This window comes from Stenotrophomonas sp. GD03654 (assembly GCF_029845105.1).
GTDB lineage: Bacteria > Pseudomonadota > Gammaproteobacteria > Xanthomonadales > Xanthomonadaceae > Stenotrophomonas > Stenotrophomonas africana.
Map to the genome: position 1 here is coordinate 1 of NZ_JAOCLC010000087.1, position 16,668 is coordinate 16,668.

Genomic DNA, 16,668 nt, shown 5'->3' on the forward strand with positions numbered 1-16,668 from the left:
CGCGCGCCGTTGGGACCATGCCCGGCGGCCGCGCAGCGCGGCAACGCGATACCGTCAGCCCTCTTCGCGCACGATCTCGACCAGGCGTGGGCCGTAGCGGCTCAGCTTGGTACCACCGATGCCGCCGACCCGGGCCAGTTCGTCCAGGCTGGTCGGCCGCTGTTCGGCGATGTTGCGCAGGGTGCTGTCGTGGAAGATCACGAAGGCCGGCACGTTCTGTTCGCGGGCCAGTTCGGCACGCAGGCCGCGCAGCGCATTGAACAGGGCCAGGTCCTGCGGCAGCACCGACAGGCCGGTACGCTGCGCGCTGCGCTCGCGCCCGCTGGTGCTGCTGGCCGGGTCGCGGCGCATGCTGATCTGGCGGCGGCCGGTCAGCACGTCGCGGCTGGCGTCGGTCAGGCGCAGGCCACCGTGGCCCTCGCTGTCCACTTCCAGCAGGCTGGCGGCGACCAGCTGGCGGAACACGCTGCGCCAGGTGCGCGCATCCAGATCGCGGCCGATCGCATAGGTGCTGAGCTTGTCGTGGCCCTGCTGCTTCACCTTCTCGTTCTCGCTGCCACGCAGAACGTCGATCAGATGGCCGACGCCGAAACGCTGGCCGCTGCGGTAGACGCAGCTCAGCGCCTTCTGCGCCGGAATGGTCGCGTCCCACGAGGCGGGTGGCGTCAGGCAGTTGTCGCAATTGCCGCAGGGCTGGGGATAGGTCTCGCCGAAACCGGCCAGCAGCACCTGGCGGCGGCACTGCATGGATTCGCAGTAGCCCAGCAGGTGGTCGAGCTTGCCCCGTTCCAGCTGCTTGCGTTCTTCGCCGGCCTCGGACTGCTCGATCATCTGCTTCAGCAGCACCACGTCGCCCAGGCCGTAGCACAGCCAGGCTTCGGCGGCTTCGCCATCACGGCCGGCGCGGCCGGTTTCCTGGTAGTAGCCTTCCATCGACTTGGGCAGGTCGGTATGCGCCACGAAGCGCACGTCCGGCTTGTCGATACCCATGCCGAAGGCAATGGTGGCGCACATCACGATGCCATCCTCGCGCAGGAAGCGGCGCTGGTTGTTGGCACGCACTTCCGGGGGCAGGCCGGCGTGGTAGGGCAGGGCGTTGAAGCCCTGGCCGCAGAGGAATTCAGCAGTCTCCTCGACCTTGCGCCGTGACATGCAGTAGACGATGCCCGCCTCGCCACGGTGGCCGCGCAGGAAATCGGTCAGCTGCTTGCGGGCATTGTCCTTCTGCACCACGGTGTAGCGGATGTTGGGGCGGTCGAAGGAGCTGACGAAGTGGCGCGCTTCCTGCAGATCGAGGCGCTCGGCGATCTCGCGCTGGGTTGGCGGATCGGCGGTGGCGGTCAGCGCGATCCGCGGAATCTGCGGCCAGCGCTCGTGCAGCACGGTCAGCTGGCGGTACTCGGGGCGGAAGTCATGGCCCCACTGCGAGACGCAGTGTGCTTCGTCGATGGCGAACAGGGCGATCCGGCTCCGTGACAGCAACGACAGGAAGCGACCGGTCAGCAGCCGCTCGGGCGCGACATAGAGCATGTCCAGCTCACCGGCGAGCAGTTCGCGCTCGACGCGGCCGGCGGTCTCGGCATCCAGGGTTGAGTTCAGGTACTCGGCACGCACGCCGAGCTGGCGCAGGGCTTCGACCTGGTCCTGCATCAGCGCGATCAGCGGCGAGATGACGATGCCACATCCGTCACGCAGCAGGGCCGGGACCTGGTAGCACAGCGACTTGCCGCCGCCGGTGGGCATCAGCACCAGGGCATCGTGACCGGCAGCCACATGCTCCACGATGTCCTGCTGGGGACCACGGAAATCGTCGTAACCAAAGACGCGTTGGAGCAGGTCGTGCGCGGGACGGGAAGCCATCCGGCTAGTTTACCCCGGAGGGGGAGTCGGCAGGGCTGCGCCCCGCCTTCGACAGGTTCACGCGGCTGTTGGTAGGTGTCGACCTTGGTCGACACATCTGTCAGATATCGAATGAATTCATCCGTGTCGACCAAGGTCGACACCTACCAGAGCGGACGCTGTTCCGGCAGATCGCGGAAGCCTGTCAAGGGCGGGGTGGGTCCGGTTGCGGGAGTGTCAGCCGCATGGATGCGGCTGCCAAGCCCCCAGGGACGGGTTTACGGCGTCTCCCGCAACCGGACCCACCCCGCCAACCCACAGGAAACCAGCACTTGCTCTTGCTCTGGTAGTTGCTGTTGCTTCGGCCTCTGCGGGTGCAGGGCGCAGCCCTGCCGAACACCCCCAACCCTTACTGGAGGAGCGAGCGCAGCATCCAGGCGTACTTCTCGTGGGTCTGCAGGCGCTGGGTCATCAGATCCTCGGTCGGGGCATCGTCACCCTTGGCCGCCACCTCCAGCACTTCACGTGCCGTACGGCAGACCGCTTCGTTGGCGACCACCAACTGGCGTACCATTTCACGCCAGTCCGCACTGTCGGTCAGGCCCGGTTCCTCGGCGATCGAGGTCAGCGCAGCGAATTCCCGGTAGGAGCCCGGGGCATTGAAGCCCAGCGCGCGGATGCGCTCGGCCACGTCGTCCAGTGCCGCCCACTGCTCGGTGTACTGCGTCTCGAACATGGTGTGCAGCGAGTTGAACATCGACCCGGTCACGTTCCAGTGGAAGTTGTGCGTCTTCAGGTAGAGCGTGAACGCATCGGCCTGGAACCGCGACAGACCGTCGGCAATCTTCTTGCGGTCGCCCTGGGTGATCCCGATATCGATGTTCGGCGCCGACGGTGCCGCCGCTGCAAGCTTCTGCTTGCCGGTCTTGGGCTTGGTCGTGCTCTTGGTCTTCGCCATGGGGTTCCTCCTTGTGGAATCGTTGGCCTTCACAATAAACCGGTCGTGATGACTGGTCGCTTTCAAAGTTTTGAACGAACCGATTGATGAACTCTATCGATAAAAATCCATCGCCCCGCCTGCGCCAACAGCGTGCCGCCATCGACGGCGCCATGAGCCGCGACCGGGGCCGTTTGCTGGGGATGCTCTCGCGTTGCCAGGCCAAGCCACAGGATGCGGCACTGGCCGCCACCTTCGAGCAGGCCTTGCAGGCGTCGGTGCAGCGCCGGATGACACGGGCGCAGCAGCAGCCGTCCATTACTCTGGACCCGCAGCTGCCGATTGCGCGTGAAGCCGACGCCATCATCGGGCTGATCCGCGACCATCAGGTCGTGGTGATCGCTGGTGAAACCGGCTCGGGCAAGACCACCCAGCTGCCGAAACTGTGCCTGGCCGCAGGCCGTGGCCAGGCCGGCATGATCGGTTGCACCCAGCCGCGACGGATTGCCGCACGTGCGGTGGCCAGCCGCGTGGCGCAGGAACTGCACAGTGAGCTGGGCCAGCTGGTGGGCTACCAGGTGCGCTTCAATGACAAGGTCAGCGAAGACAGCCGCATCAAGTTCATGACCGATGGCATCCTGCTGGCGGAGATCGCGAGCGACCGCTGGCTGTCGAACTACGACACGATCATCGTTGACGAGGCGCACGAACGCAGCCTCAACATCGACTTCCTGCTGGGCTACCTGAAGCAGCTGCTGCGCAAGCGCCCGGACCTGAAGCTGATCGTGACATCGGCCACCATCGACACCGAACGCTTCGCCCAGCATTTCGACAATGCGCCGGTGATCAGCGTCGAAGGCCGTACCTACCCGGTGGAAGTGCGCTACCGCGCGCTGGAAGGCGAGGGCGAAGACCAGGGCGAGCGCACGGTCAACGACGCCATCGTGTCGGCCATCGACGAGATCACCCGCCTGGATGCGCGCGGTGACGTGCTGATCTTCCTGCCGGGCGAGCGCGAGATCCGCGATGCGCACCAGTCGCTGGAACGGCGCAAGTACCGCAACACCGAGGTGCTTCCGCTGTATGCGCGCCTGTCCAACCAGGACCAGGACCGGGTGTTCAATCCGGGGCCGAACCGGCGCATCGTGCTGGCCACCAACGTGGCGGAAACCTCGCTGACGGTGCCGCGCATCCGTTACGTGGTCGATCCGGGCTTTGCCCGCGTCAAGCGCTACAGTCCGCGCAACAAGCTGGACCGCCTGCACATCGAGCCGATCTCGCAGGCCAGTGCGAACCAGCGCAAGGGCCGCTGCGGCCGTATCGCCGAGGGCATCTGCTACCGCCTGTACGCCGAGGCCGATTTCCAGGCGCGGCCGGAGTTCACCGATCCAGAGATCCGCCGCTCCAGCTTGGCCGGGGTGATCCTGCGCATGCTGCAGCTGGGCCTGGGCCGCATCGAGGACTTCCCGTTCCTGGAAGCGCCGGACGAGCGCGCGGTAGCCGATGGCTGGCAGCAGCTGACCGAACTGGGCGCGATCGACGCCGAGCGGCGCATGACCACCATCGGCAAGCAGATGGCGCGCCTGCCGGTGGACGTGAAGCTGGCGCGCATGCTGGTCGCCGCGCAGGCCGCCGGCTGCCTGCGGCCGATGCTGGTGATCGCCTCGTTCCTGGGCATCCAGGACCCGCGCGAACGTCCGCCCGAAGCACGCGGTGCGGCCGACAGCGCGCATGCGCAGTTCGCCGATGGTCGTTCCGAGTTCGTTGGCGTGCTGCGCCTGTGGGATGCCTATCGGCAGGCCCATGAAGATCTGACCCAGTCCAAGCTGCGCGACTGGTGCGGCCGTCATTTCCTCGGCTTCCTGCGCATGCGCGAGTGGCGCGAGCTGCATCGCCAGCTGCGCCTGCTGTGCGAAGAACTGGGCTGGAAGGAAGAGGCCAGCGAGGCCTCGATGGCACCGTTGCTGGCCGGCAGCAGTGCGCCGGCGCCAGCGCGTGATGATGCTGCCGCAGTGAAAGCCACCCGCGGCCAGCTGCACCGCGCCGCGCGCCTGGCCCGCGAAGGCAAGGCCGAGGCCGCACCGGCCCCGGTGGCCGTGCGTGCGCAGAAGGACCAGGCACCGGCGGGTGGGGGTTTCAGCGAACGCGTGCGTGCCGCTGCCTACCAGACCCTGCACCGGGCGCTGGTGGCGGGCCTGCCAACGCAGATCGGTCACCGCACCGAGAAGGGCGATTTCCAGGCACCGCGCCAGCGCCGGTTCCTGCCGTTCCCGGGTTCGACGCTGTCCAAGCGGCCGCCGCCGTGGCTGCTGGTGGCCAACCTGCTGGATACGCAGAAGGTGTGGGGCATGACCCTGGCCGCGATCGAGCCGGACTGGGTGATCGCCGAGCTGCCGCATCTGCTGCTGCGCAAACATTTCGATCCGCACTGGTCGCGCGCGCAGGGCCAGGTGCTGGCGTCCGAGCAGATCAGCCTGTTCGGCCTGGTGCTGGCACCGAAGAAGCCAGTGCACTACGGCCGCATCGCACCGGGCGAAGCGCATGACATCTTCGTGCGCCAGGCACTGGTGACCGGCGAGATCAACACCCGCGCCAGTTTCGTGGCCGACAACCAGAAAGTGCTGGAGGTCGCCCGCGAGGAAGAAGCGAAGCTGCGCCGCGCCGGCATCGTTGCCGACGAGGACTGGCAGGCCCGCTGGTACCTGGACCGGGTGCCGCCGCAGATCCACTCGGCCGCGGGCCTGGATACCTGGTGGAAGGGACTGGCGCCGGAACAGCGCAAGACCCTGCACTGGTCGCTGGTCGATCTGTTGCCGGGCGAGGGCAGCGAGCAGGAGCGCTATCCGAAGTACCTGGCGCTGGGTCAGGCGCGGCTGCCGTTGCATTACCGCTTCGAGCCGGGTGCCGACGATGATGGCGTGACCCTGGACGTACCGCTGCACCTGCTCAACGCGCTGGACCCGGTGCAGCTGGGCTGGTTGGCGCCGGGTTTCGTCGCCGACAAGGCCTCGGCACTGATCCGCAGCCTGCCCAAGGCGATGCGCCGCAACTACGTGCCGGCACCAGACTTCGGTCGCGCGTTCTACGAAGCGTTCCCGCAGCCCAGTGCCGATGCCATCACCGGCGAACTGGCGCGCTTCCTGTCACGCGCAACCGGCGCCACGGTGACTGCGCTGGATTTCGAGCCCGGTTCGATCGAACCGCACCTGCACATGAACCTGCGGCTGCGCGACGAGCAGGGCAAGGTGCTGGCGACTTCGCGCGATCTGGACGCACTGCGCGCGAAATTCGGCGGTCGTGCCGGCGATGCGTTCGCTGCACGCGCTGGGCGCGAGATGGCGGCCGATGGCCTGCGCACGTTCCCGGCCGCGCCGATTCCGCTGCAGGTGCCCGGTGAAGCGGGTGTACCTGCGTATCCGGCGTTGTTGGACGAGGGCGACAGTGTTGCGCTGCGCATCTTCGCCGACCGCCATCAGGCGCTGGAGGCTCATCCACTGGGCGTGCGCCGCCTGCTGGAAATCGCCCTGGCCGAGAAGGTGAAGCAGGCGCGCAAGCAGCTGCCGGTCGGTGCCAAGACCGGCCTGTTGTATGCCGCGATCGAGTCGCAGGAGCGCCTGCGCGGCGACCTGGTCGATGCAGCGATGAACGCCGTGCTGGCCGAGGGCCTGGAAGACATCCGCGATGCGGCGGCCTTCGAGCAGCGCCGTGAGCATGCGGCCAAGGCACTGTTTGGTGAGGCCATGTCGCGGCTGAAGCTGGCCGAAACCATCCTGGCCCTGGTGGCGGAACTGAAGCCGATGCTGGAAGCGCCGTTGATGGGTTGGGCGCGCGGCAATCTGGACGACATGGAAGCGCAGCTGGTCGGACTGATCCATCCCGGCTTCCTGCGCGACACGCCGGCTGACGCGCTGGCGCAGTACCCGCGCTATCTGAAGGCGATGATCCTGCGCACCGAGCGTGCCAAGCGTGATCCGCCGCGTGACCAGGCGCGCATGCTGGAGCTGCATCCGTTCCTGGAGGCGCTGGAGGTGGGCGAACAGCAGGGCCTGCGTGAGCGCCCGCAGTGGCAGGCGCTGCGCTGGGATCTTGAGGAATTGCGGGTGTCACTGTTCGCGCAGGAGCTGGGTGCACGCACCGGCATCTCGGCGAAGAAGCTGGCGCAGCGGGTGACCGCACTGCGCCAGGCGTGACTCCGATGATGTGATGACGTAGAGCCGAGCCCATGCTCGGCTGCTTTTTTGATGCCTCGTCATCTTCCCGTGCAGATCGCAGCCGAGCGTGGGCTCGGCTCTACACGATGGGCGGCGTTATTTGGTGCGGCGTACCTTCGGCTGGGTGTTCACGCCGTCGACCTTCAGGTACCAGACGCCCATCACGCCGGGCTTGATGCTGACGGTGGGGGACTGCTTGCGCACACCGGCCAGGGTGCTTGCATCGGTCTGCTCCCATTCCTGGCCGTTGTCCAGCACGTAGACGCGGCCTTTGCCGAAGCCGCGGAATTCGCCCTGCAGCACGCCGACAATCGGCTCGTTGCTGCCGAAATCGAAGAAGCCGCGATTCTTCACGATCACTTCCTGGCGGCCTTCCTCGCGCGCCGATTCCCGTACCGCAGCAACCGCCTGGGTGGTGGCCGCTTCGACCTTGCCCTGCAGCCAGCGGTTCAGCGTGGCCAGTTCCTGCGCGCTGAGCTTGTCCAGGCCGGCCGCCTTGAACTCGGCCGGCGACATCTGCTGCTGCAGGTCACCCTCCACCACGCGCTGGGCCAGCGCAGGCGCCGACAGGGACAGCAGGAGCGCGGCGCAGGCCAGCAGCTGTGGGCGGAAACGCGGGACGATCGAGGGCATGGCGGGACTCTCCTGGGTTTGCCCACGAGTGTAGCGGCATGTCTTCATGCCGGGTGATGGTGGCCGTGGTGATTGTCCCTGAACGGCGCCGGCGCTAGTGTAGAGGCCTCTGTCTTGCCTGCTCGATGCTGTGAACCGCGCTTCCGTCCCCGGCCTGGATGGCCTGTTGAACCGTCCCTCGGCAGCGGTGCTGCCTGCTCCGCTGCGCCAGGCCCTGCGCGAGCACTGGGAAGCGCCGGAGTGCGACCACCAGATGCGCGCCAGCTGGTCGGTGCTGGGCGATACCCTTGACGCACTGGCGATGCTCTCGGCCGATGAGGGCGCAGTGGTCGCGGCCCTGCTGTTCGACCTGCCGGGCCTGCGTGCCAGTCTGGAGCAACTGCCTCTGGGTAACCACAAGGCGGCGGTGATCGGCCTGCTCGACGGTCAGGATGCAGCCGATCCGGTGTGGGCGCTGCATGCCGGCCGCGAGGCGGGGCGCAACAGTGAAGGCCTGCGCCGCCTGCTGCTGGCGATCATCCGAGACCTGCGCGTGGTGCCGATCCTGCTGGCACGGCAGCTGGCGCGGATGCGCGCGGCCGACAAGCTCGACGACGCGCAACGCCGCGCGCTGGCGCAGCTGACCCGCGACATCCATGCACCGCTGGCCAACCGGTTGGGCATCTGGCAGCTGAAGTGGGAGCTGGAGGACCTGGCGTTCCGCCATCTGGAACCGGAGACCTACCGGCGTATCGCCCGCGAGGTGGACGAGACCCGCATCGCGCGCGAGCGCTATGTCGAGAACGTCAAGAAGGTGCTGTCGCGCGAGCTGGTCGCGCAGGGCATCAAGGCCGAAGTCAGCGGCCGCCCGAAGCACATCTACAGCATCTGGCGGAAGATGCAGAAGAAGCGGCTGGCGTTCGACCAGCTGTACGACATCCGCGCAGTGCGGGTGATGGTCGACGACGTGGCCGCCTGCTACGCCGCGCTGGGCGTGGTGCATGCACTGTGGGCGCCGGTGCCCAGCGAGTTCGACGATTACATCGCCCGGCCCAAGGCCAACGACTATCGCTCGCTGCATACCGCCGTGGTTGGCCCGGAAGGGCGCACCATCGAAGTGCAGATCCGTACCCATGAGATGCACTCGCAGGCCGAGCTGGGCGTGGCCGCGCACTGGAAATACAAGGAAGGCGGCAAGGGCGCGGAGAAGTCCTTCGACCGCAAGATCACCTGGATGCGCCAACTGCTGGAGCAGGCGCAGGACGGGCAGGGCAATGAGCTGGCCGGGGCGCTCGACGCCGAGCTGACCGAGGACCGGGTCTATGCATTGAGCCCGAAGGACGAGGTGCTGGACCTGCCGCAGGGTGCCACGCCGCTGGATTTCGCCTACCAGGTGCACACCATGGTCGGCCACCGCTGCCGCGGCGCCAAGGTCAATGGCCGTATCGTGCCGCTGACCTATCGCCTGCGCAGCGGCGACCGCGTCGAGATCCTGACCGGCAAGGAGGCCGACCCGCGGCGCGACTGGCTGATGCCGGCCAACGGCTTCCTGGCCAGCAACCGCTCGCGCGAGAAGGTGCGCAGCTGGTTCCACAAGCTGGACCGTGCGCGCAACGTGCAGGCCGGTCGCGAGCTGCTCGAGCGTGAGCTGAAGCGGCTGGGCCTGCAGCACTCGGACCTGACGGTGGCGGCGAAGAAGTTCCATGCCGACAGCGTTGACGACCTCTACATCCAGGTGGCGCTGGGCGATACCGGCCCGAACCAGGTCAGCCGTACCCTGCTGGAAGCCGAACGTGCAGCGAGCCAGCCGGCGCCCACGCCAACCCTGCCGCGGCCGACTGCCCGCCGCGAGAACCTGGGCAAGTCCAAATTCACGGTGCAGGGCGTGGGCAATCTGCTGGTGCAGCTGGCGCGCTGCTGCCAGCCGGTGGCCGGCGAGCCGATCGTCGGCTACCTGACCCGTAGCCGGGGTGTCACCGTGCATCGTGCAGACTGTGCCGCGCTGGCCCGGCTGGCAGCCACCAGCCCGCAGCGCATCCTGCCGGTGGAGTGGGGCCAGGCCGGCGGCGGCTACGAAGTGGACGTGGTGGTCACTGCAGTCGACCGCCGCTGGCTGCTGAAGGACATCACCAACCTGATCGCCCAGGAAGACGCCTACGTGCTCGACATCCACAGTGACAACGTACGCAACAGTGGCCGTGCCCACCTGCGCCTGCGTCTGAAGGTGAGCGACTACGGCCAGCTGTCGACCCTGCTGGGCAAGCTGGACGCGCTGCCGGGCGTGAGCGAGGCGCGTCGCCTCGGCTGAGCTTCACGCTGCCCCGGCTACCCTGCACGCATGGAACGCGAGCCCCCGCATCGCCCGCATGGCGCTGAACATCCTGCGCTGGACCGCGTCCGCCGCGAAGGCCGTTGGTGGTGGCTGCAGGCACGCCACGCGCGCCGGGTGTGGCGCTGGGCGCTGGTCGCGGCGCTGGCGGTGTTCGTGCTGCTGGTGCTGCTGCGCAAGCCATTGGCCGACTGGTTCTGGGGTGAGCCGCAGATCGAACAGCTGCTGGCCGAAGGTGACCGCGCGCTTGCCACCGGCCGGCTGAGCGCGGCCGACGGCAGTGGTGCGCGCGAGCGCTACCAGGCCGTGCTGGCGCTGGATGGTGATCGCCCACAGGCCCGCGAGGGCCTGGCACGAACCGCTGCGGCCGCATTGCAGCAGGCCCGCGACAAACTGCAGAACGACGACCTCGACGGCAGTGCACAGGCACTGTCGCTGGCTCGCGAGCTGCAGGTGCCGCAGGTCGATGCAGATGCCGTCGACCGCCAGCTGCAGGCACGGCGCAGTGCGGGCGCCGGCATCGGGGCGCTGCTGGCCCAGGCCCGCAATGCCTTCGCTGCCGGGCGGCTGGACGATGGCGACAGCAGCGCGCTGCCGTTGTTCCAGCGCATCCTGGCGCTGCAGCCTGACAACCTGCCGGCACTGGAAGGGCGCGAGGATGCGCTGAGCGATCTGCTGCAGCACGCGCGTACATTGGGCGCGCGCGGGGAACTGGCCGAAGCCGCCGCGATCGTGCAGCGCGCGCGTCAGTTCGATGCGGGCCATGCCGATCTGCCGGCCAGCCAGGAAGCACTGGCGCGGGCGGTAGACGAACGCTTGCGGCAGGCGCAGCGCGCGCTGCAGCGGCAGCAGCTGGAAAAGGCAGCGAAAGGATTCCTGGCCGTGCTGGCGGTGGCACCGGAGGATCCTGCGGCCCAGCGTGGGCGGGAGCAGGCGCTGCAGGCGGTGCTTGCGCGCAGCCAGAGCCAGGCCGATGATTTCCAGTTCGAGGCTGCGCAGCGCGATGCGGTGCTGGCGGAAGAGCTGGGTGCGTCGGCAGCAGCACGTCAGCAGTTGGCGCAGCGCCTGCAACGCGCGCAGCAGGCGCAGCAGTCCCTGAAACAACCGGCTGTCAGTACGGCGCAACGTGAACGACAGCTGCGCGATCACCTGCGCAGGATGGAGCGTGCCGAGCGCGCCGGGCAGTGGATCAGCCCGCCCGGCCATAGTGCGTTTGATGCGCTGCGTGAAGCGCAATCACTGGCGCCACGCGATGCACGGGTGAAAGCTGCAGCCGCCCGCCTGCTGCCCGCCAGCCGCAGTTGCTTCGATGACAACCTGCGGCAGAACCGGGTGCAGGCGGCAGGGGCCTGCCTGCAGGCCTGGCAGACCCTGTCACCCACTGCGAATGGCCTGGCTGCTGCCCGCCAGCGCTTGGCACAGCGATGGCTGGCAATTGGCAGCGAGCGTCTGGGCAATGGCGATGTGGCCTTTGCCGAGCGCGCCCTGCAGCAGGCCGGCGAGCTCGGGGTTGGTGCTTCCAGCAGCGAGTACCAGCAGCTGCGGCAGCGCCTGCGCGACATCGGGGTGTCCTCCCCCTGAGCCTCGCCGTTGCCGGAGGGCTCGCTATAGTAGCCAGCCCCGCAACACCCCACGGAGTGCCGATGACCGTCCTTGTTTCCGGAGCCACCAGCCAGATCGGCCGGTTCCTGCTGCCGCGCCTGGTGCAGGTGCATGAGCGGGTGCAGGCGGTGAGCCGGCGGCCACAACCGGCACAGGACGGTGTGCAGTGGCTGTGCGGGGATCTCGCAAGCGCACTGGACAGCGTGCCGTCCCCTGCCTGGAAGGCGATCGCCAGCTTCGGACCGCTGGAAGGCCTGGCGCAGTGGTTGTCACAGCAGAGCGTGGCTCCGGCCGGGCAGGTCATCGCCACCAGTTCGATGAGCGTGCTGAGCAAGCAGGATTCCGAGCAGGCCGACGAACAGGACGTGGTAGCGATGCTGCAGCGGGGCGAAGCAGGCTTGATCGAACAGGCCGAACGTCTCGGCATGGTGTGGACGATCCTGCGGCCAACGCTGATCTACGGCGCCGGCATCGACCGCAGCATCACCCCGATCGTGCAGCGCGCCCTGCGTCTGCGCCTTTTCCCGATCCCGCTGGCCGATGGCCTGCGCCAGCCGGTGCATGCCGATGACATCGCCCGTGCCGTGGTGGCCTGCATCAGCAGCGGCGCGGGGTCCTCGAGGGTGCTGGAAATCGGTGGCGGCGAACGGTTGCCCTATCACGCGATGTTCCGCCGCGTGCATGCGAGCCTGGCGCAGCCGACCCTCGCGCTGCCGTTGCCGGGCAGTGCCCTGCGTGGCCTGGCCGCACTGGTTCCGCGCGCCCGCGGCCCGGTGTCACGCCTGCAGCAGGACCTGGTTGCAGACAACGGCCCGCTGCAGGCGTTGTTGGGCATCTCGCCGCGACCGTTCCAGCCAGAGGCGGGCATGTGGCAGCCGATGAGCGCTGCGCAGGCCCTGCAGCGTATCGCTGCCCATTCCAGCAACGGATAGTCAGCACCTGTTTCCGTGCGCTGGCGGGGGCTCTGCTACCATCCCCCAGCCTTGTTTTCCGCGAGTACGTTCGATGCCTGACACGCCATCCCGATCGGCCGCTGCCGAACGCATTGGCGTCGCGCTGTGCACCTACAATGGTGCGCGCTACCTGCAGGCACAGCTGGACAGCATCCTCGAGCAGGATCTGCCGGTGAACGAAGTCGTGATCGGCGATGACGGCTCCAGCGATCAGACGCTGCAACTGCTGCAGGCGTTCGTGCCGCGCGCGCAGGCGCTGGGCGTACGTGTCGAGATCGTCCAGCACGCACAGAATCTTGGCTATGTGCGCAATTTCGCCGACGCGCTGCTGCGTTGCCAGGCCGATATCCTGTTCCTGTGTGATCAGGATGATGTCTGGCATCCGGGGCGGGTCCGCAGCTACGTGCAGCGCTTCCAGGCAGACCCGGCCCTGTTGCTGCTGCACAGCGACGCGCGGTTGGTGGATGCGCAGGGCGCGCCGCTGGGCCAGCGCCTGCTGGAGGTGCTGGTGGTGCATCCGGCTGAAGTGGAGCTGGAACGTTCGGGTCTTGCGATCGACGCGATCCTGCTACGGAACTTCATCACCGGCGCCACCTGTGCAGTGCGTCGCACACTGTTGGCCGATTCACTGCCCGTGCCTGCCGGCTGGAGCCACGACGAATGGCTTGCGATCCACGCCTCGCTGTGTGGAGGGCTGGACATGCTGGCCGAACCGACCATCGACTATCGGCAGCATGGCAACAACCAGATCGGAGCCAGTCGGCGCGGCTTTCTGCAGCGCCTGCGCCATCTCGACCTGTTCGATGCGCAGGCGCGCCAGCGCACGGCGGGGCGCCTGCTGGCCCTGGATGCTCTGCTGCGACAGCGTGGCGTGGTCGTGGCGCCGGAGCGCTTCCAGGGGCTTCACGCGCTGGCCTGGCGCATGGCGTGGTCGCGGCTGCAGCTGTATCGCCGCGCGGATGTTCAGGGACGCTGGATCGCCCATGACATGCCGCGCTTGATCGCTCGGTTGGCCAATGTCTGCCTGGCCGGAGCCGGCTGGAAGGGCCTCCGGGCGGCACTGGCAGGGGCCGCGGCAGGCCAGCGGACGTCGCGCCCAGCTTGAACTGCAGTGAAACCGCAGCCCATCGCCTGCCAGCCGCCACGGCGGCTGCGTTAGACTCGCCAGACCCTACCTGCCCGCATCCCCGTGCCCCGACGCTACGATTCCGACGACATCGACGATTACGACGACGACCAGCAGGACAACGGCCCGCTGTGGCGGCGCCGCCTGATCACCTGGAGCATGGCCGCGGTCGCGTTGGGATTGGGCTTCCTGATCCCCTATACGCTGTACCTGAACCAACAGGTGACCCAGCGGTTCGGTGAACTGCGCTGGCAGATTCCGACCCGTGTGTACGCGCGTCCGCTGGTGCTTACGCCGGGCAAGGCGTTGGACGCGGCAACCCTGAAGACCGAGCTCGCCGCGTCCGCCTACCGCGATGACGGGCAGGGCAAGGAGCCGGCCACCTATGCGGTGAACGGTGGGCGCTTCGTTATTTCCAGCCGCGGCTACAACGATGTCGATGGCCGCGTTGCTCCGCGCCGGCTGGAGCTGTCGTTGTCCGACGGTGCGGTCGCTTCGCTGCGCGACGCCGACAACCGCAAGGCCTTGAAGGCCGCACGGTTGGACCCGGCCCGCATCGCCACGCTGTACGGCCAGAAGCAGGAAGAGCGCCGCCTGATCCGCATGGATGAGGCGCCGGATCTGCTGGTGACCGGCCTGCAGGCGGTGGAGGACAAGGACTTCAACCGTCATCACGGCATCGACCTTTCCGGCATTGCCCGCGCGGTGTGGGTGACCATCCGCTCCGGCGGCCAGAGCCGCCAGGGCGCTTCGACGCTGACCCAGCAGCTGGCCCGCAGCGGCCTGCTCGGCATCGGCAAGGAACAAACGGTCACCCGCAAATTCAACGAAGTGCTGTACGCGCTGATCATGGAAGCGCGCTTCGACAAGCGCACCATCTTCGAGGCCTACCTCAACCAGGTGTACCTGGGCCAGCGTGGCAGCCAGGCGATCCATGGCATGTCGTCCGGTGCCGAGTTCTGGTTCGGCCGCGACCTGCAGTCGCTGGAGACCGAGCAGATCGCGCTGCTGATCGGCCTGGTCAAGGGCCCGTCCTTCTACGACCCGCGGCGCAATCCGGAACGCGCGCTGGATCGCCGCAATTTCGTGCTGGGCAAGCTTCACGAAGCCACGCTGATCGACGATGCCGAGTACCAGCGTGCGCTGAAGGCACCGCTGGGCGTGCCGAAGACGCCGGGCCTGGTCGCGGCCAACCGCTTCCCGGCTTACGTCGACCTGGTTCGTCGCCAGCTTGGTCATGACTATCCGGAATCGGCGCTGCAGGGCGCAGGCCTGAGCGTGATGACCGGTATGTCGCCGTCCGCGCAGGCCTATGCCGAAGGCGCAGTGACCCGCACCATCAAGTCGCTGGAAAGCAAGCGTCGCCCCGAACTGCAGGCCGGCATGGTGCTGACCGACGTGCACAACGGTGACGTGCTGGCGGTGATCGGCAGCCGTGAGGTGTCCGAGGTCGGCTTCAACCGCGCGATCGAAGCACAGCGCCCGGTCGGCTCGCTGCTCAAGCCGTTCGTGTACCTGCTGGCGCTGGCTCAGCCGGACCGTTACTCGCTGGCCACCTGGGTCGACGATTCACCGGTGACCGTCCAGCTCGGTCGTGGCCGCAACTGGAGCCCCGGCAATGCCGACAACCGCAGCCATGGCACCGTTCGCCTGATCGACGCGCTGGCGCATTCCTACAACCAGGCCACCGTGCGCGTGGGCATGCAGGTCGGCCCCGAGCGGGTGACCCAGCTGATCCACGTGCTGGCGGGTATCAAGGCCGAAGCGAATCCGGCGGTGATCCTCGGCTCTACCGACCAGAGTCCCTACGCGATGGCGCAGCTGTACCAGTTCCTCGCGTCCGGCGGCGAGATCCAGCCGCTGCACGCGGTGCGTGGCGTGCTCGACCCGCAGGGCAAACTGCTCAAGCGGTATGACAAGACCCCGGCGCCGGCCCAGGAAGGCGACTCGATCGCCGCCAACCTGATCAGTGTCGGCCTGCAGCAGGTGGTCGCCAGCGGTACCGCGCAGCGCCTCAACGCCGACGGTCTGGGCCGGCTGCAGCCGGCCGGCAAGACCGGTACCACCAATGACGGCCGTGACAGCTGGTATGCCGGTTACACCGGCGATCATCTGGCGGTGATCTGGATCGGCAACGACCAGAACGAGCAGGCCGGTCTGTACGGCGCCACCGGCGCGATGCGGGTGTGGTCGGGCATCTTCCAGCGGCTGCCGAGTGCGCCGCTGCGGGTCAGCAACAAGGGCCTGGACTGGCAGTCGGTGGCGCCCACCGGTCTCAACACGACCGATGAAGGCTGTCCGGGCGCACGCCGCTTCCCGTTCGTGGTCGGCTATGCGCCGGCGTATGCGCCGTGCGCGCCGGCGGTGTCGCCGGACGGGCAGGGCGGTGCAGAAAGCGAAGGCGGTGGCTGGCGCAGCTGGTTCGGCCTGGACCGCAAGCCGGAAGCCCCCACCGAACCTGCCGCAGCACCTGCCGCTGCCACTCCTCCTCCGAGCCGATGAAGCCGATGAACATGCGATCCCTGCTGCAGCCCCTGGCCTTGACCGGCCTCAGCCTGGCTCTGGCCGCCTGCGTGAGCAGTGCACCGCCGGTGGTCAAGCCGGTCGACACCACCACGCCGGCGCAGCGCCTGGCAGCTGTGAATGCCGCAGCGGGTCCGGACGACAAGGAGTTGTCGGTGCAGCCGCTGCGTGATTCGCAGGTGGAAGATCTGCGGGTGACCGCGCAGGCGCAGCGCCAGGCCAACGATCTGGCCGGTGCCGCCAGCAGCCTGGACCATGCGCTGGAAATCGTCGCCGGCGACCCGGCGGTGCTGCAGGAACGTGCCGAACTGGCGCTGCTGCAGGGGCAATGGGCGCAGGCGGAGACGTTCGCGCGCAAGGCGGTGGATCTGGGTTCGAAGACCGGGCCGCTGTGCCGCCGGCACTGGGCGACGATCGAGCAGTCGCGACTGGCGCGGGGCGAGAAGGAGAATGCGGTGTCGGCGCATGCGCAGATTGAAGGCTGCACGGTGCCGGGGATCAAGCGGTACTGAGTTTTCAGCCAACGGCGCAGCCCC

At 68.0% G+C, this 16,668-nt stretch carries 10 protein-coding genes; 7 read left to right on the forward strand and 3 right to left on the reverse strand.

Features of this window, described 5'->3' with window-relative positions:
- Window positions 1-54: 54 nt before the first annotated feature.
- Window positions 55-1,860 carry a DNA helicase RecQ gene (gene recQ, locus N5J73_RS21735; protein WP_049447291.1) on the reverse strand — a complete coding sequence of 602 codons (1,806 nt, stop codon included), beginning with the start codon at window positions 1,858-1,860 and terminating at the stop codon, window positions 55-57.
- A 388-nt stretch (window positions 1,861-2,248) separates the two neighbouring features.
- Entirely contained in the window at window positions 2,249-2,797 is a 549-nt protein-coding gene (locus N5J73_RS21740; RefSeq protein ID WP_006385608.1) for a Dps family protein, read from the reverse strand.
- A gap of 86 nt (window positions 2,798-2,883) precedes the next feature.
- On the opposite strand from N5J73_RS21740, the gene hrpA reads away from it, so the two are divergent.
- Entirely contained in the window at window positions 2,884-6,966 is a 4,083-nt protein-coding gene (hrpA, locus tag N5J73_RS21745) for an ATP-dependent RNA helicase HrpA (protein ID WP_049443693.1), read from the forward strand.
- A 117-nt stretch (window positions 6,967-7,083) separates the two neighbouring features.
- On the opposite strand, the gene N5J73_RS21750 is transcribed toward hrpA, so the two are convergent.
- Window positions 7,084-7,620 carry a hypothetical protein gene (locus N5J73_RS21750; RefSeq protein WP_049443695.1) on the reverse strand — a complete coding sequence of 179 codons (537 nt, stop codon included), beginning with the start codon at window positions 7,618-7,620 and terminating at the stop codon, window positions 7,084-7,086.
- 130 nt (window positions 7,621-7,750) lie between these two features.
- Between N5J73_RS21750 and N5J73_RS21755 the strand changes: the two genes are divergently transcribed.
- The 6 genes from N5J73_RS21755 to N5J73_RS21780 all read left to right on the forward strand — a co-directional run bounded on the left by N5J73_RS21755 (window position 7,751) and on the right by N5J73_RS21780 (window position 16,644).
- Window positions 7,751-9,907 (forward strand): bifunctional (p)ppGpp synthetase/guanosine-3',5'-bis(diphosphate) 3'-pyrophosphohydrolase, encoded by a 2,157-nt coding sequence (locus N5J73_RS21755; protein ID WP_049443697.1) that lies wholly within the window; start codon window positions 7,751-7,753, stop codon window positions 9,905-9,907.
- Window positions 9,908-9,937: 30 nt separating this feature from the next.
- Window positions 9,938-11,509 carry a hypothetical protein gene (locus N5J73_RS21760; RefSeq protein WP_049443699.1) on the forward strand — a complete coding sequence of 524 codons (1,572 nt, stop codon included), beginning with the start codon at window positions 9,938-9,940 and terminating at the stop codon, window positions 11,507-11,509.
- Window positions 11,510-11,571: 62 nt separating this feature from the next.
- A complete protein-coding gene (locus N5J73_RS21765; RefSeq protein ID WP_049443700.1) occupies window positions 11,572-12,462 on the forward strand; it encodes a hypothetical protein in 891 nt (296 codons plus the stop codon).
- A 73-nt stretch (window positions 12,463-12,535) separates the two neighbouring features.
- Entirely contained in the window at window positions 12,536-13,588 is a 1,053-nt protein-coding gene (locus tag N5J73_RS21770) for a glycosyltransferase family 2 protein (RefSeq protein WP_049443702.1), read from the forward strand.
- A gap of 84 nt (window positions 13,589-13,672) precedes the next feature.
- Complete coding sequence (mrcB, locus tag N5J73_RS21775) at window positions 13,673-16,111, forward strand: penicillin-binding protein 1B (RefSeq protein WP_049443704.1); 2,439 nt, start codon at window positions 13,673-13,675, stop codon at window positions 16,109-16,111.
- Window positions 16,112-16,122: 11 nt separating this feature from the next.
- The gene (locus tag N5J73_RS21780) at window positions 16,123-16,644 is read left to right on the forward strand and encodes a hypothetical protein (protein WP_049443706.1); all 522 of its coding nucleotides are present in this window, start codon (window positions 16,123-16,125) and stop codon (window positions 16,642-16,644) included.
- The last annotated feature ends 24 nt before the right edge of the window (window positions 16,645-16,668 follow it).

Excerpts from the sequence above, each read along its gene's own strand:
- recQ (WP_049447291.1), bottom strand. The coding sequence starts at position 1,860 with ATGGCTTCCCGTCCCGCGCACGACCTGCTCCAACGCGTCTTTGGTTAC.
- N5J73_RS21740 (WP_006385608.1), bottom strand. The coding sequence starts at position 2,797 with ATGGCGAAGACCAAGAGCACGACCAAGCCCAAGACCGGCAAGCAGAAG.
- hrpA (WP_049443693.1), top strand. The coding sequence starts at position 2,884 with ATGAACTCTATCGATAAAAATCCATCGCCCCGCCTGCGCCAACAGCGT.
- N5J73_RS21750 (WP_049443695.1), bottom strand. The coding sequence starts at position 7,620 with ATGCCCTCGATCGTCCCGCGTTTCCGCCCACAGCTGCTGGCCTGCGCC.
- N5J73_RS21760 (WP_049443699.1), top strand. The coding sequence starts at position 9,938 with ATGGAACGCGAGCCCCCGCATCGCCCGCATGGCGCTGAACATCCTGCG.
- N5J73_RS21765 (WP_049443700.1), top strand. The coding sequence starts at position 11,572 with ATGACCGTCCTTGTTTCCGGAGCCACCAGCCAGATCGGCCGGTTCCTG.
- N5J73_RS21770 (WP_049443702.1), top strand. The coding sequence starts at position 12,536 with ATGCCTGACACGCCATCCCGATCGGCCGCTGCCGAACGCATTGGCGTC.
- N5J73_RS21780 (WP_049443706.1), top strand. The coding sequence starts at position 16,123 with ATGCGATCCCTGCTGCAGCCCCTGGCCTTGACCGGCCTCAGCCTGGCT.